Annotated in this window: 14 protein-coding genes; 7 read left to right on the top strand and 7 right to left on the bottom strand. The window is 46.1% G+C overall.

The features are described 5' to 3' along the window. The first annotated feature begins 11 nt into the window (after positions 1–11). Entirely contained in the window at positions 12–1,859 is a 1,848-nt protein-coding gene (locus tag C5O19_RS20785) for a RagB/SusD family nutrient uptake outer membrane protein (protein ID WP_207766482.1), read from the top strand. Between the two features lie 10 nt (positions 1,860–1,869). Continuing rightward, a complete protein-coding gene (locus C5O19_RS20780; RefSeq protein ID WP_104715303.1) occupies positions 1,870–2,592 on the top strand; it encodes a DUF3823 domain-containing protein in 723 nt (240 codons plus the stop codon). Between the two features lie 304 nt (positions 2,593–2,896). Here the strand turns inward: C5O19_RS20780 and C5O19_RS20775 are convergent, their stop codons facing one another. Continuing rightward, a complete protein-coding gene (locus C5O19_RS20775) occupies positions 2,897–3,865 on the bottom strand; it encodes an aldo/keto reductase (RefSeq protein ID WP_104715465.1) in 969 nt (322 codons plus the stop codon). A gap of 80 nt (positions 3,866–3,945) precedes the next feature. Between C5O19_RS20775 and C5O19_RS20770 the strand changes: the two genes are divergently transcribed. Together C5O19_RS20770 and C5O19_RS20765 are read left to right on the top strand one after the other, a co-directional pair. Then, entirely contained in the window at positions 3,946–4,308 is a 363-nt protein-coding gene (locus tag C5O19_RS20770; protein WP_104715302.1) for a winged helix-turn-helix transcriptional regulator, read from the top strand. Positions 4,309–4,644: 336 nt separating this feature from the next. Then, a complete protein-coding gene (locus C5O19_RS20765; RefSeq protein WP_104715301.1) occupies positions 4,645–5,019 on the top strand; it encodes a VOC family protein in 375 nt (124 codons plus the stop codon). Positions 5,020–5,077: 58 nt separating this feature from the next. On the opposite strand, the gene C5O19_RS20760 is transcribed toward C5O19_RS20765, so the two are convergent. Both C5O19_RS20760 and C5O19_RS20755 read right to left on the bottom strand, forming a co-directional pair. Further along, positions 5,078–5,821 carry a helix-turn-helix domain-containing protein gene (locus C5O19_RS20760; RefSeq protein ID WP_104715300.1) on the bottom strand — a complete coding sequence of 248 codons (744 nt, stop codon included), beginning with the start codon at positions 5,819–5,821 and terminating at the stop codon, positions 5,078–5,080. 181 nt (positions 5,822–6,002) lie between these two features. Further along, positions 6,003–6,932, bottom strand: coding sequence for a helix-turn-helix domain-containing protein (locus C5O19_RS20755; protein WP_165796082.1), 930 nt, complete (start codon positions 6,930–6,932; stop codon positions 6,003–6,005). Between the two features lie 118 nt (positions 6,933–7,050). Between C5O19_RS20755 and C5O19_RS20750 the strand changes: the two genes are divergently transcribed. Beyond that, positions 7,051–8,223: an FAD-dependent monooxygenase gene (locus C5O19_RS20750; RefSeq protein WP_104715298.1), complete on the top strand. Its 1,173-nt coding sequence runs from the start codon at positions 7,051–7,053 to the stop codon at positions 8,221–8,223. 474 nt (positions 8,224–8,697) lie between these two features. Here C5O19_RS20750 and C5O19_RS20740 read toward each other — a convergent pair whose 3' ends face one another. Together C5O19_RS20740 and C5O19_RS20735 are read right to left on the bottom strand one after the other, a co-directional pair. Next, entirely contained in the window at positions 8,698–9,162 is a 465-nt protein-coding gene (locus C5O19_RS20740) for a MarR family winged helix-turn-helix transcriptional regulator (protein ID WP_104715296.1), read from the bottom strand. 34 nt (positions 9,163–9,196) lie between these two features. Continuing rightward, positions 9,197–9,559, bottom strand: a complete 363-nt coding sequence (locus C5O19_RS20735; RefSeq protein ID WP_104715295.1) for a VOC family protein — start codon at positions 9,557–9,559, stop codon at positions 9,197–9,199. Positions 9,560–9,857: 298 nt separating this feature from the next. On the opposite strand from C5O19_RS20735, the gene C5O19_RS20730 reads away from it, so the two are divergent. Further along, positions 9,858–10,214: a winged helix-turn-helix transcriptional regulator gene (locus C5O19_RS20730; RefSeq protein WP_104715294.1), complete on the top strand. Its 357-nt coding sequence runs from the start codon at positions 9,858–9,860 to the stop codon at positions 10,212–10,214. Between the two features lie 233 nt (positions 10,215–10,447). On the opposite strand, the gene C5O19_RS20725 is transcribed toward C5O19_RS20730, so the two are convergent. Continuing rightward, positions 10,448–11,494 carry an LLM class flavin-dependent oxidoreductase gene (locus C5O19_RS20725; protein WP_104715293.1) on the bottom strand — a complete coding sequence of 349 codons (1,047 nt, stop codon included), beginning with the start codon at positions 11,492–11,494 and terminating at the stop codon, positions 10,448–10,450. Positions 11,495–11,972: 478 nt separating this feature from the next. Between C5O19_RS20725 and C5O19_RS20720 the strand changes: the two genes are divergently transcribed. Further along, entirely contained in the window at positions 11,973–13,139 is a 1,167-nt protein-coding gene (locus C5O19_RS20720) for a hypothetical protein (protein ID WP_104715292.1), read from the top strand. Positions 13,140–13,225: 86 nt separating this feature from the next. On the opposite strand, the gene C5O19_RS20715 is transcribed toward C5O19_RS20720, so the two are convergent. Then, positions 13,226–14,167, bottom strand: coding sequence for an NAD(P)-dependent alcohol dehydrogenase (locus tag C5O19_RS20715; RefSeq protein ID WP_104715291.1), 942 nt, complete (start codon positions 14,165–14,167; stop codon positions 13,226–13,228). Between the last annotated feature and the right edge of the window lie 96 nt (positions 14,168–14,263).

Genomic DNA, 14,263 nt, shown 5'->3' with positions numbered 1-14,263 from the left:
TACGCAAGATTATGAAACTCTCTCTTGGTTTACTGGCGATGGCTTTTCTGCTGAGTCTGGCGGGATGCACGACTGAACTGGATACCGAACCCACGAATATTTTACCCGAGCAGGGTGTCTTTACGGACAAAGCCCTGGCTCAGTCGGTTCTGGCTAATTTTTACGCTTCTGTTAATTACGGACAGACCAACAGTAATCACGGTAATTATCACTTGCTGGACGAAGCGAACCTTTCTTATGGACCCGCGACCACCACGGATGCCGAAAAGATCATCCCCCGTGATTTTTTTCAAACGTATGATTATGGCTTGGTTCGCCGCATGAATCAGTTTCTGGCGGGTATCCGTTCGAATGCGGCCCGATCGGCCTTACTGGAAGCAGACCGTAGTAATCTGGAAGCTCAGTGCCTCTTTTTAAGAGCCTGGTATCATTTCTGTATGGCTCGCTGTTTTGGCGGCATGCCCATTCTGGGGGATACGGTCTATACCTATGAATCGGGCATTGATCCGGTTCGGTTTCAGGTGCCACGATCCACGGAAGCAGGCATTTACGACTACGTCATTGCCCAGTGCGATCTGGCGGCGGCTAATCTAACTTCCGCTAAAACCACCAACGGAGGCGTTGCCAATAAATGGGCTGCCCTGATGCTCAAAGCACGGGCTGCGGTCTATGCCGGTTCCATTGCCAACTATGGCAATAAAATCACGCCTAGCATCAGAACCCAGAATTGGGAAGCCGGTATTCCCGCGGACCAAGCTAGTAAATATTATAAAATTGCCTTTGAAACGGCCGAACAGGTCATTCAACAAAGCCCTTACGTTTTGCAGATTGATCCTACGAACCTGGGCGAATCCTTTTATAAAGCGACGAGTGTAAAGTCGGGGAATACAGAAGTAATCTGGGCGATGGATCGACTACGACCCAATGTGGTGACTCAGTTTACGAATTTCACCATGCCCTACTCGCACCGGGATTTTACGGATGGAAATGCCCTCGGCGTCGTTTTGAATCTGGTAGAAGCCTTTGAAAACAAAGATGGCAGTGCCCCACAAATCAAGACAAAAAATGACGATGGGAGTTATGTATTCTATAATTCCGTAGAAGATCCTTTCACGAAAAAAGATGCTCGCCTCTGGGGAACGGTCCTCTACCCTAATGCTCCTTACCGACAGACGCCAGTCATTCTACAGGCTGGACAACTTAACAAATCCGGTAATGAATACGTGATCCGAACTTCCAGCGTTGGTGGCCGGGATCCGGAAGGAAATCTCATTACTTCCATCAATGGTCCCGTAGCTAATTCGGACAATTTTGTTAACAAAACCGGGTTTCTGGTTCGGAAATTCCTGGACGAAACACCCAATGCAGGACTTAATCCGGGTTTTAGCGAAATGTGGTGGCCGAGATTCCGTATTGCCGAAGCGTATCTGATTGCCGCCGAGGCCGCTTTCGAGCTTGGTGATAAAGCCAAAGCAGTGACAAACTTGAACGCTACACGTCGCCGGGGTGGTATCACGCCCGTAACCGAATCAACAATTACGTTTAACCACATTGTCAATGAATATCGGGTTGAATTCGCTTTTGAAGATCACCGGTACTGGGACTTAAAACGTTGGCGATTAGCCCATACCATCTGGAACGGTACGCCCAATGATCCCACGGCTCAGATGTACTCCCTGTTTCCCTATAAAGTAGTGGCTGCGGGCGATGCGAATAATGGCAAATGGGTTTTTACCAAACAGGTCTCGTACAAGATGGCCCCCAATCCCCGCAATTTCCCCTTAATGAACTACTACATGGCGATTCAGCCCAGCTGGCGAGCTAATAACCCCAAACTGGTATACAACCCTTTACAATAGTATTGATCTCATGACTATACCATCCGTTTTTTACCGTCTGATCCTTTTTCTACCCGTGCTTTTCCTGGTAGGATGTAGCACGGAAATTGATAACTGGGACTACCCTTCTTCCAAGGTTTCGGGCCAGTTTCTCTATAAAGGACAACCCATGCAGCTCATGAGTACCGCTTCTGACGCGACCGGCTCCAACATGCTTCAGCTCCACCAAACGGGCGAAGGTTGGATTCAGGGCTTTGTGAAGGTATTCTCCAAAGAGGACGGCAGTTATACCATTAACACGTTCGATGGAGACTACTACCTCAACCTGACTCCGGGGCGGGGTCCGTGGGTGCCCAATACCGACACCTTGCGGTTTTCCCTGAAAGGCGAAGAGAAGAACATCAATTTCGAAGTGACGCCTTATTTCTGGCTGAGTGATTTCAAAAGTAATTATCAGGATTCGGTCTTCACGGCCACGTTCAATCTAACACAAGTGGTTGCTTCGGCTACTATGGAAAAGGCGGTGATCCACCTCGCTCCAACGGCCATCGTGGACAATACTTCTAAGGTCTACGAAAAAGCGTTTACCACCGTGGTACCGGGCAGTAATACCATCACCCTAAACTTAAAGACCTTATCAAACGCCGAAAAAACAAATCTGAAGCGAACGGGCTTTTTGTTTGCACGGATCGGAATTAAAACCCGGAATGTGTCCGATTTGATTTATTCCAAAACCGTACCGCTTACGCCCTGATTCTCTTAGGTATTTTCAAAAATACTCAGCTTCACCGGCTCATCTTTTTATTGTATTAAAGGCTGAAGGTTACATACCGGCTGGCATCCATAGATTCAGCGGGTTTCAAAGTGACGTGTTTGTACCCTGGGTGCAAAGACTGATTATTTATTTTAGCGGAAGTTTTTACATCCCGATGCCTCAGGTACCGGGATGTTTGATGATCTGCTTTATCCGTAAAGTAGGCTTTCATAGGCAGCTTTCTTCCGGCCTCGCATCCAATATTCTTTCGTAATGGTTGCTGATTGACAGCATCGTCAATCTTTTAGTATTTGGTCTGAACCTTAGCCAGTAAGTCGTGGGGGTAGCCCTTTGACTGAGCACTGACGACATCCAGTCGTGCCACTTGACTTTCACTGAGACTGATGTGGATTCCCTTTAAACTTGTCTCCAGATGATCTCGACTGCGGGCACCAATGATGGGAAAGACTCCTTTACTTCGCACCCAGGCCAGTGCCAGTTGTCCCAACGTAGCATCCATTTCGCTAGTCATTTGCTTTAATTCATCCAGAATAGCCTGGGTACGTTCGTCTTCCTGATAACCATCGGTGTTTAATCGGGTGACCCGTCCAGTAGAACCTTGTCGGTACTTACCGGTTAGTACGCCTCCCGCTAAGGGGGAATAGGCCATCTTACCTAAGCCAAAGTAATCGGCCATGGGCGTTAACTCCCGCTCTGCGGTTCGTTCTAAAAGGTTGTATTCAAATTGAATTGCTGCTAGCGGTATCGAAGTGGCCAAAGAAGCCGCTTTCCAGGCGGGGAAATTAGCTACTCCCGTGTATAAAACTTTACCCGCTTTCACCAGGTCTTCCAGCCCCCGAGCGATTTCTTCCAGCGGCGTAATGCCATCATCAAAATGTGGGATATAGAGATCAATGTAATCGGTTTTCAGTCGCTTTAAGCTACCCTCTATCGCCTGACGCATGGCTTTACGATGATTCCCGGTATGGGCTACCGAGGCCGTAGGCTGACTGCTTAGGGTGTATTTGGTACAAAAGATAAAATCCTGCCGATTAGACTCGGTGAATGCACCAATGATCTCTTCTGCCTGACCAAATTGATACCGGTCCGATACATCAATGAAGTTTCCACCCGCATCGGCATACACCGAAAGAATGCGTAGGGCCTCTTCAGGAGCGGTACCATAGCCACTGCGATCCCCTAATTGCGAGCCACCCAAAATGAGTTCACTCGCGGGTAAACCCGTCTGGGTTCCGAATAGTTTGTAGTTCATTTGACAAAGGACCGCCTTAAGTAAGGGCGAGTCAAGTACGGCTAAATTCAGCCGTACCAATTTTTTTTATCTTTGTTAGGATGTACGAACGAAAACTACCCGTTGAAATCGAATGCGGTCTGCACCTGTTCATGGAAGTACTGAACGGCAAATGGAAGATTAAACTCCTTTGGTGCATTCATTCAGGCATTCAGCGACCAGGCGAATTGCAACGCAAAATTGCCAAAGCGTCCCGGCGATTGTTGGATAGCCAGTTAAGCCAGTTAGTAGAACATGGAATCCTGATCAAAACTACGTTTGATGAAAAACCTTCAAGGGTAGAGTATACGCTCACGCCCTTAGGTGAATCCTTGATCCCCGTCATTGAATCGACAGCGAGATGGGGAGAAGCTCATCGGGAAGTATTAGAACCCTTGGTTACTAAAGAGCAATCGGCAGGTTAATCAAGCAACAGAAAAGATGGATTTTGGGGTTGGGGCTACAGGAACGAGCCATCCAAAACCCTCGTGTAGCTTATGGCTTTCGCAAGTACAGATCATTCATTTATCTTGAAACGGCTTCAGTCTCTTGAGCGTTATTCGTACCTATCTATTTCTTTGGTAGGGAAGAAAAGCGAATTGAGGAAACGTTTCGAATGATTCATGTCGGAGGCACCGATACTTAATTACTAATCACAGACGATTAGCTGGCGTATACAAGTAAAAGTTAGAATGTCCGATTTGTCCAATTTACGAGGGTGGCTGACCACCAATTTTGTAGCTCAATGAAAGACAAATCCCATGAAACTCAATCACATTAATATCGTCGTTACGGACGTTCCTCAAGCAATCCACTTGTTCGAAAACCAGTTAGGGTTTAAATGCATTGTCAATCGAAAAGATAGAATGGCTGTTTTAACCAATACGGATGAATTTGCCTTAGTCTTATGGTCCGCACAACTGAATAAGGAGCAGACCGTACACTACCCCGAAAATTTCCATATTGGTTTTTATCAACCTGACCGCGAAGCCGTAATAGCTATTTATGAAAAACTTCAGGGCGAAGCGGTGACGTTTGAGAGTGAGCCAAAGCAAATAAGAAACACCTTCGGTTTTTATTTTCATTTTGACCATTTGATGATCGAAATTAGCGTCATTCCTGCCTCATTTGAGTAGACAGGTGGTTCGTCCAGTACATCTGCCTTTGCGATCGTTACTACTTCTACAGGCGAAATCATTCGTTGTAATCATCCCCCAACTGGACAAATCGGACATTTCGTTGTTGGTAGAGCTGCTTAGGCGTATTACCCGTATGCTTTTTTGTTTGTCTGATAAAATGGGATTGATCATAGTAATACCCTTGTGGGTAGAAATCACCTGCTCCAATTTGAGGTAAGGAAGAAAAAAAGGCAAGTTGTTCTAAATACTCCTTGAGCGGTAGTCCAAACGTTGCGGTGAAGTACCGATTGATTTGTCGAGCAGCCCAACCCGTTTCGAGGGCCAACTGATGCACCGATATGGCTCCCTTCGAGCGATAGACCCAATCTAACAGCTTCTGTTTCCTAGGGTCGATGTTCAGTGAATGGAGTTGCTCCTGAAGCTGTACACTCATAATTTCAACAAAATCATCCAGAGAGGTTTGAGCAGACAATTCAAACCTCTCTGGATGATCGAGTTCTTGGCTGGAATTAGCTGGTAGTGTGGTTTTGAGTAGATACTCAACGGCTAACAGTTTAAAACGAACGCCAAACAAGACTGCCTGATCAGGAATCGTTATTTCCAGTCCGTGGGTTGATAAGCCAAAAATGTCTATCCGCGGTGGTTGGTTAGGAAGAATAGAGCAAATCCATTCAATACCTGCATCAGGAAAAATCGTATACTGGCTATGGGTGCCGCTCGTATTCTGGGTCTTCCAGAAGGTAAAGACAAAATCTTGAAGCCGTTCGCTGGGGGCATGATCTGAATAGTGAATGAGCATACGATCACTGAAATAGGGTTACAGGATGAGTTCTGATGATCTTATGACGCTGATCATAACTGTTTGTTAAGTACCCACTCGTTTGGAGCAATTCAGCGGCGACACTACTACCATGAAACTATAGCAGTTAGAATGAAGTCTACCTACTGGAAGGATGCGATCCCTGATTAGCTCCCAAACGTTAGTTTTTACTCGTCCATTTCTTAGGCTTCATCCCCATGCATTCTTCAAAGAGCCTGCCGAAATGGCTCAGGTTCGTAAACCCAAGACGGTAGCCCGCTTCGGATACTGAAAGTCGCTCCTCCTTCAAAAGGCGGGCGGCCTCCTGCATCCGCAGATGCTGAAAATAGTCATACAAGCCTTTGCCGAATATTTGCTTGAAAAGCTTACGCAATTTCAATTCATTCATTCCACTCAATTTAACCAATTCAACGATGGTCAACGCCCGATCTAGTGAGGCACTCATCGCATTCCTCACCCGGTAAATGGCCTCCACTTCCGCCGTACTCATCGACCGATAAGGACTTGCTTGCCGGTAAGCCAGATTTTTAAACAGAAAATAAAGCAGATTTAGCGATTTCAGGCGATAATAGGCATCCAGGAGTGCTCCTTCGGGAGCTGCCGTAACGATCTCATCTACCAGTACGGCAATCTCGGGTGACATGAATTCTTCAATCCAAAAGGTATTCTCTGCTTCAAAGAGCTGGCTAAACTTGGACTGATCTTTTCCAAGAAACTGTTTTAAGTAATTCATCTCGATCAATATCGTAATCTGCTTGATATGCGATCGTTTGGGAAAGCTAACTTCACTAGCTATACGTGAAGGAGTTATTCGCACGTGCGGCTTTTCCTGAACTAACTGCGTGCTAATATCTTCTACCGTTTCTTGTCCATGCTTGAACATATTCTGAAAGGAAATTAACAGCCCCTTTTCGATGATGGTAATGGGCTTACGTTCGTACGTAAATCCTTCCCTGGAAACTAGCGACCGGATCATCATCATCATTTCGGGCAGAAAGTCGACCACTCTCATTTCCTGAAACTCCAGAGAGGTTAATTCGCTTAGCTGATCAGAGGCCGATACTCCCAATTTATCTGCCAGCTGAAGCATTTGTTGGCTATCGTTAGAGACATGCATGATTTTGGACTATTATTAATCGTTTTACCGCTATTTTACTCGTAAACCTACGAATACTTTTGCCAAGTCTATCAACAAAAGACGTAGCGTCATGAAAAAGCGAATTATTATTTCAGGCGGAGGCATAGCAGGACTCACCGCCGCCATTTTTCTTCAAAAACAGGGTCACGAAATAACCGTTTTAGAACGGGCCAAGGCCTTTACGAATGCGGGCTACCTGCTCTCCCTCAAGAACTTCGGAGTGAAAATTATGGAGGAGCTTCACTTGGCCGGGCCCTTACGTCAAGCAGCAACGCCCTCTGACTTCATGGACTTTGTGGATGGTCAGGGAAACCTTATTCGGCGTATTAGTTACCAAAAAATGAGTGAAGGCATGGAGCCATCCATCACCCTCACCCGGGGTGACCTTCACCACGAAATTTATCAGGCCATACAGGACAAAGTCAATATGCGGATGGGTACCTGCATTGACTCCGTAGACCAAGACGCCCATCAAGTCAGGGTTACGTTAAGTACTACAGAAATCCTGGAAGCAGATGCTCTCATCATTGCTGAAGGCCTACGATCTACTACCCGCGAAAAGTGCTTTAAAGACAGCCAGCTAGAAGATTTTAACGTCTTTTACGTGGGAGGCCGGTTAGCTAAAAACCATTCGTATCAGGTCGGTTCCTTTAGATCCTTCATTGATGTCCACAAGATGCTTTCCATCTATCCCATCAGTAGGGATGAAGTGGCGATCCAATGCTATATTCATCAAACCCAGGAGGTTACTACCCTGCGGCAAAATGCCAAGCAGCTGTTGCAGCAATCATTCCAAAACTACTCGACAGAAGTACAGACTTTGATGGCTGAATTACTCGAAAGCGGATTGGTCTTTGCCGACAAAATGGGGATGGTTCTCGCTCCTAACCTCGTTCAGGGAAGAGTCCTCTTATTGGGTGATGCGGGCTACTGCCCTACGGCTCTATCCGGTATGGGAGCTTCCTTATCCATTTACGGGGCAAAAGCGTTGGCACATTTCTTGGCCGATTCCCCCAACGATCTCTTGCGAGCATTTTCGAATTACAATGCGGTTATGCAGCCCATCGCTAAGAAATTTCAAAGCAATGCCCGAAATAATGCCGCCTCTTTTCTACCAGAAAACGAATTGAATCTACAGGCTTTCACCTCTTCTTTCAAGAACGCTTCCGAAGCTGAGGCTCACCATCGGTTGACGGATCAAATCATTCTTACGAAGGATCAACTGCAATTTGTCCTTGATTAATGTACGCGATGAGACTCAAAAAGGCAGTGCCTGTTCTAGCTGGATTTGCTACTATCGCAGGTTTAAGTTCCGTTTTTGCCCGAATTCAGGGTACGTTTGGGCCGTCCGCTAACGCCTGGTTAGGGCAGGCTTCAGTGCCTACGACAGCTGTACCTTTCATCAGTATAAAGCTTTTGGGTCTGTACTGTAGTTGTATACTTGGTGGAATGGTAACTACGTGGTTAGGTGGTACGCGAAGGGCTAATCTTTGGGTGGGGGCTATCACGTCCTTAATGATTGGATGGCTTTGGCTGAATACGGTACATCCCATTGGCTTCTGGATTTTGTTAATGCTAGGCGTCGTACCCTGCATTTTATTAGGTTATCAATGGGTTAGAAAGACTTCATGAATTACTGAGCATACTGTTTTCATTGCAGCTATTTGGGGTATTGACCCGTTAGCCGTAATGAAAACAGTATTTTATTTAAGCCTCATTATAAGTCTTTCGCGTTCTGTTCGATCAATGCCGCCATGGTTGCATTAAAGGTGGTTAGCTCAATTCCCAACTGCTGAAAAAATTCTAAATCAGCCGTTTCCACACTAATGATGGCTTTTTGCAGTACTGTTTCTCCATCCGGCGTTAGTTTGATGGTCTTCGCCCGGGTATCGGTCGGGTGCTCCTGACGCGTAATGAATTTCTTCTCTTCCAGGGTTCTGAGTACTTTGGATACCATCATCCGATCGGCATTGCTCTGATGGGCTATATCGATCTGCGTCACCTGATCACTTTCTCTGGATAGCCAGGCTATTGCACAAAGCAATGCGAACTGCGTATGCGTCAAGTCCAAGGGATCTAAGATCCGCTTTTGTTTCCGCTGCCACAAGAGGGTCAGTTGCCCCAGCAGATAACCCGGACTATCTTCGGGCTTTTTAAAATGGAATTCTATTTTTTGGGCCATGGTTGGGGGCTAGCATTTGTGAAGAATGATCGAGCTAGTGGGCCTTTAAAAAGGTGATGCTGTATCCGTCAGGATCTTTGGCAATAAGGATTTTCCCGAAAGGTGTTACCTGAATCGGTCCTACTAGCGTTACCTGCTTGGCTACTAACTCAGCCTGCAAATCCTCTATTTCTTCATCGATAGCGAACCAGAGTGAGGTACCAATGCCCAATTCTTTTCCTTCCAAGTTACCAATGGGCGTTCGGATGGCGAAACTGGCCTCACCCTGCTTGTACTTAAAAACACAGGCTTGTGGGTTGGGAATACCTGCTTCCTCGAACCCGAGTTTGGTCGTGTAAAAGTCTTTCGAAACTTCAAGATTTGTAACTTGAAGGGAGGCAAATTCTAGTCTTCTCATCGCACATATATTTTGTTGTCACAAATATAATATACTCGACAACAATATAAAATAATTTTTTAATCCCCACGGTTTGGTCGGGGCAACCTTCTTCGAATCGATATGGAAGTTAGTTTCGCATGGATACACCATGAGGGATTACTGCGGTCCGAATACCTGACCAGCTTGCTAGTGACATTACTGAGTCCTACGATTACTGTTTTTATACTGAGCATCGATTGTTTTGCAAAAACCACGAGTATTTACTTTCCTTTGTATAGTATTCCCCCAGAGGAAAGTGAACATGGATTGAGCACGTATGGCCCCTACGAAGAAAGATTATTGTAATTGTCTGGAGACTATAAAGCCCGTTCGGGATACACTGGACGTCATTAATGGTAAGTGGAAACTGCCCATTATTATCTCGGTTTCGGTTGGTAATGATCGATTCACGGACATTCAGAACAGTGTTCCGGGCATCACGCCTAAGGTATTAGCCAAGGAATTGAAAGAATTAGAAGAGCACAAACTCATTAAACGAACCATCATTGAGGGGTATCCGGTTAAGATCTCTTATCAGGCCGAAGTTTACGCCGATACGCTAACGCCCATTATTCACGCGTTAAAGGAATGGGGACTCAACCACCGGAGAAAGATTATGCAGAAAGATCGTTAAGATGGATTTTGCCCTAATTCTAGTCCCGTAGTTCGGTACGACACGAAGCAGTAACCAGACTTTAATTCGATCGTACTCTCTTTAGAGTCTTTTTCTGACGAAGTCATCCTAAGAGTATGCTCTGGTATAATCAAAGAAAAAGGGCGTGAACTTCTCACGCCCTTTTTTGGGGATTTCGGTCCGAACGAATCGATTCCGAAAACGAATCCGTAGTAACTTGCTTGTATCAATGGTTAAGAAGCCAGTACTACATCACTTTCCATCTTTTTCTTTTCATTGATTTCCTTCATCACTTCGGCAAAACCCCGGATTGATTTTATTCGGTCTTCAAAAGCATACGTAGTGGATACGGCAATCAGCTCATTGACCTGTGTTTCGGCTAAAAATGCCTCAAGCTGCCTTTTCACTGTTGCCTTACTACCCACGAAAGAATACTTCAGCATTTGATGCAACGTAGGATGTTTCAGGATTTGTCTCAACTCGTCCGTCATCTCAGTCGGCGGTTGTAAAGCATCCTTTGCTCCCGTTAATACGCCAAGAAACATGCGGATGAGGGTCGTGAATAATTTCTCTGCCTCTTCATCCGTATCGGCAATCAATATGTTGACGCCAGCAATCGTATACGGTTGACTTAAAAACGGAGAAGGTTGAAATTCCCGGCGGTAGATCGCTAAGGCATTCAACAAATGCGTCGAAGCAAAGTGACTGGCAAACGCGTACGGCAATCCTTTTTTCGCAGCCAAATGAGCACTATCCGTGCTGGAACCCAAAATATACAAGGGCACCTCGGTACCTTCCGCAATGGGAGCCCGTACCTTCGAACCTTGGTTTTCTCGGGAAAAGTACGCTTGTATTTTCGCTACTTCCTGGGGAAATGACTGGGCTGCCTCCATGAAATCAGATCGAATGGCATGAGCCGTTTGTCCATCCGTACCCGGGGCTCGGCCCAAACCCAGATCAATACGATTAGGGTACAGCTGAGCCAGGGTACCAAACTGTTCGGCCACAATCAAAGGCGAATGATTAGGAAGCATAATCCCCCCCGAACCGACTCGCAACGTACGCGTATTTTCGGCTACGTAACCAATCAGGATGGCAGGAGCATTGCTACCGATGTGGTCCGCATTGTGGTGCTCAGCAAACCAGTAGCGGGTATAGTTTAAGGCCTCCGCTTCTTTAGCTAAGGCTAACGAATTGTTCAGGGTTTCCTTAAGTGTGCCCCCCTGAGGAGCAAGGGCCAGTTCTAAAAGGGAATAGGCTATTGTTTGATTATTGAGCATGGCTTCGTGTCATTGAATGGGTACTCAGGATCTTCTCCGGTAAGACGTTAGCTTCTCGGAAGCATGAGCCTGTAAATGTATACACGTATGCTTTCTTTTGTATAGTACTTTCCTAAAGGAAAGTGAAATGTTCTTCTAAAAGGTATGGAATAAACTAGGCGAAGAAAGACTTAGGGCATACGCGAATCCTTAGTAAACAAAAACGGCCGATGATCGTTTCCAAACTCCTCGAAAACAAATATTTTCTCACCAATTACAGGATTCAATTCAGGAAGAGGCTTACTCCTTCACCGAGGCATTTATACCTCTGAGTCGTATACGATTTACTTGATGTGCTCCCCAAGTTGAAACGTCAACGAGAGGGTGTTTCCTTATCTACAAATCCCAATCTCATTCATTATTCTATTTATTAAATAACTAATTTTTTAGTTATTTGTCTTACTTTAGCCGGCAAGTAATATCTTAAACCTTGCCAACTATGAATTATACGCTTTATGCCTGGACCTGCCTACTGATTCGCTTATTTACCCAACCCGCCGTACAGGCTCAGTCCAAAAACGACTATTTAAATAACCAGCAAATTCAGGCTACGCTCAGTGATAGTTCGGAGCTAAGCTTGGATATGGCTGCCTGGCATTACTCCTTTATCGGAGAATACAAGAAGTCTCTGTCTGCCTTTGACTATCATCTTCCAGCTGATTCGTTGACTCAAAAATCCCCCTTCCCTCCCAATAGGGTCTTTACTCCAGCTACCGCGTACATAGTAAAGCAGAGCCGGGGAAAAAAGCTCGTCATCATCAATGAAGCCCATCACCAGCCCTTGCACCGCGTCTTTACTGAATCGTTACTGGAGGGTTTGTATGCCCAGGGTTTTCGGTATTTGGGTCTGGAAACGCTGGCCGAAGACTCCCTTATCAATCTACGCAAGTGGCCACTGGTGAAGGACGGTTATTACTCAAGAGAACCGCAATTTGGAAACTTGATTCGCAAAGCCTTAAAATTAGGTTTTCGCGTGTTCGGGTATGAAGGGGATGGTAGTGGCAGCGTTCGGGAAAAAGGGCAGGCTCGGAACATTTACCAAGTTCTACAGAAAGACCCAACTGCTAAAATACTTATTCATTGTGGATTTGCTCATGTCGTCGAAGGCCCTTACCCGAGCTGGGGAAAAGCCATGGCAGGCGAGCTAAAAGCCTTGTCGGGACTGGACCCTCTGACCATTGAGCAGCAGGAACTCAGTGAACACAGTGAGCCAGCTTACGAATCTGCTTACTACAATCCGGGTACGCTAACCTACGCAGCGATTGTACTGGATAAACAGGGTCATCCGATCCGTTTGGATGGGGAACGTGAGGTAACAGACCTACAGGTGATACATCCCCGGAGTCAGTTCGTACATGGAAGGCCCCGCTGGCTACTCAGAAATGGATCCTGGAAGGAAGTCAGCTTGAAAAAACTTCGGTTTCAGGTCGCTTTTCCCTGCCTGGTCAAAGCCTACTATCCCGGTGAGGAGAACAGTGTGCCGGTGGATCAGATCGAACTCCAGAATCCTGCTCAACAATCACTCATCTTACCCCGAGGATCCTTTGTACTGGAATTAACCGATTCCCAGGGAAAAACGCAGAAAGAAACCCTTACGGTAAAATAGCCGGATCGTCAGCAGAAACTTGATGCTGACGGCTCCTCACCTAACTGACTTTTAGAGGAATAATGATTTAATGACTTGGTGAAGCATCAATCCAAAACAATGACTGACTTGCCCATACGCTTCTGGTGACGGGCTTCTTTGTAGGCTTCTCTGACGTTACTCAGGGCGTACGTCTTCGCCAGTTCAATCTGAAGTCCTGCTTCGGCTAGATCCGCTAATGCTTTGAATCCTTCCACCGTTGGTTTCAAAATCAAGATCTTATGCTTTTTACCGGAAATGAGATTGTTCACAAACGAGGACAAAAGCGTCATAGGCGAAGGTAGCGTACTGACGAAAGCCCCTTTAGGCTTCATCAAGGGTTTGGCCTCGCTCAAGGATAGCTTAGTGGATAGATCAATAAAGACGTCGAAGCGTTGCGTGAGCTGGTTGATCGATTGTTTTGTATAGTCGATGACCTTATCCGCTCCCCATTGGGTAGCTGCGGTAACGGCATCGGTGCTTACCACGGCCGTGACACGGGCCCCGCGTTTTTTGGCAATCTGTACGGCAAATACGCCGATTCCACCGCTGGCACCGTTAATTAATACTTCTTGTTTCGGCCTTACCCCGGCTAACTGATCCATGATTTGCAGGGCGGACAATCCAGTTACGGGCAAAGCAGCGGCTTGCTCGAACGAGATAGAAGCCGGTTTTAGAGCAATATCTGTCTCTTTAACGACGATGTAATCGGCTAACGCTCCGCCTTTAAATACGTCCAGTAAACCCATGACGGCTTCTCCCACCTTGAAGCGAGTAGTGGCACTACCCGCTTGTTCGACAATTCCCGAGAAATCGACACCTACTGATTTAGGGAAACGGGTACCCGACATCAATTTCATTTCTCCCCCGTACACCTTCCAGTCCAGCGGATTTATCGAAACCGCTTTTACCCGGATCAACAATTGATTGTTTTCAATACTTGGCACCGCTTGCTCTACCAGTTCAAGCACGCTTTCATCGCCAAAATGGTTGTAGGTTACTTTTTTCATGATGATAGTTTGATAGTACTTATGTTAGAATAGTGTTGTACGAATAGGTTGTTTCATTAGGTCGCCTTCAAGAGACCGAGTTTCGCCCTTTAGATA

The sequence above is a fragment of the Siphonobacter curvatus genome, from assembly GCF_002943425.1.
In the GTDB taxonomy this organism is placed as follows: Bacteria; Bacteroidota; Bacteroidia; order Cytophagales; family Spirosomataceae; genus Siphonobacter; species Siphonobacter curvatus.
This window is presented reverse-complemented; position numbering and strand designations above follow the sequence as displayed.

What these genes read in the sequence shown, in the direction of transcription:
- C5O19_RS20760 (WP_104715300.1), bottom strand. Translation starts at nt 5,821, where the DNA reads ATGCTCATTCACTATTCAGATCATGCCCCCAGCGAACGGCTTCAAGAT.
- C5O19_RS20770 (WP_104715302.1), top strand. Translation starts at nt 3,946, where the DNA reads ATGTACGAACGAAAACTACCCGTTGAAATCGAATGCGGTCTGCACCTG.
- C5O19_RS20755 (WP_165796082.1), bottom strand. Translation starts at nt 6,932, where the DNA reads ATGCTTCAGCTGGCAGATAAATTGGGAGTATCGGCCTCTGATCAGCTA.
- C5O19_RS20785 (WP_207766482.1), top strand. Translation starts at nt 12, where the DNA reads ATGAAACTCTCTCTTGGTTTACTGGCGATGGCTTTTCTGCTGAGTCTG.
- C5O19_RS20775 (WP_104715465.1), bottom strand. Translation starts at nt 3,865, where the DNA reads ATGAACTACAAACTATTCGGAACCCAGACGGGTTTACCCGCGAGTGAA.
- C5O19_RS20730 (WP_104715294.1), top strand. Translation starts at nt 9,858, where the DNA reads ATGGCCCCTACGAAGAAAGATTATTGTAATTGTCTGGAGACTATAAAG.
- C5O19_RS20715 (WP_104715291.1), bottom strand. Translation starts at nt 14,167, where the DNA reads ATGAAAAAAGTAACCTACAACCATTTTGGCGATGAAAGCGTGCTTGAA.
- C5O19_RS20765 (WP_104715301.1), top strand. Translation starts at nt 4,645, where the DNA reads ATGAAACTCAATCACATTAATATCGTCGTTACGGACGTTCCTCAAGCA.
- C5O19_RS20740 (WP_104715296.1), bottom strand. Translation starts at nt 9,162, where the DNA reads ATGGCCCAAAAAATAGAATTCCATTTTAAAAAGCCCGAAGATAGTCCG.
- C5O19_RS20750 (WP_104715298.1), top strand. Translation starts at nt 7,051, where the DNA reads ATGAAAAAGCGAATTATTATTTCAGGCGGAGGCATAGCAGGACTCACC.
- C5O19_RS20720 (WP_104715292.1), top strand. Translation starts at nt 11,973, where the DNA reads ATGAATTATACGCTTTATGCCTGGACCTGCCTACTGATTCGCTTATTT.
- C5O19_RS20735 (WP_104715295.1), bottom strand. Translation starts at nt 9,559, where the DNA reads ATGAGAAGACTAGAATTTGCCTCCCTTCAAGTTACAAATCTTGAAGTT.
- C5O19_RS20725 (WP_104715293.1), bottom strand. Translation starts at nt 11,494, where the DNA reads ATGCTCAATAATCAAACAATAGCCTATTCCCTTTTAGAACTGGCCCTT.
- C5O19_RS20780 (WP_104715303.1), top strand. Translation starts at nt 1,870, where the DNA reads ATGACTATACCATCCGTTTTTTACCGTCTGATCCTTTTTCTACCCGTG.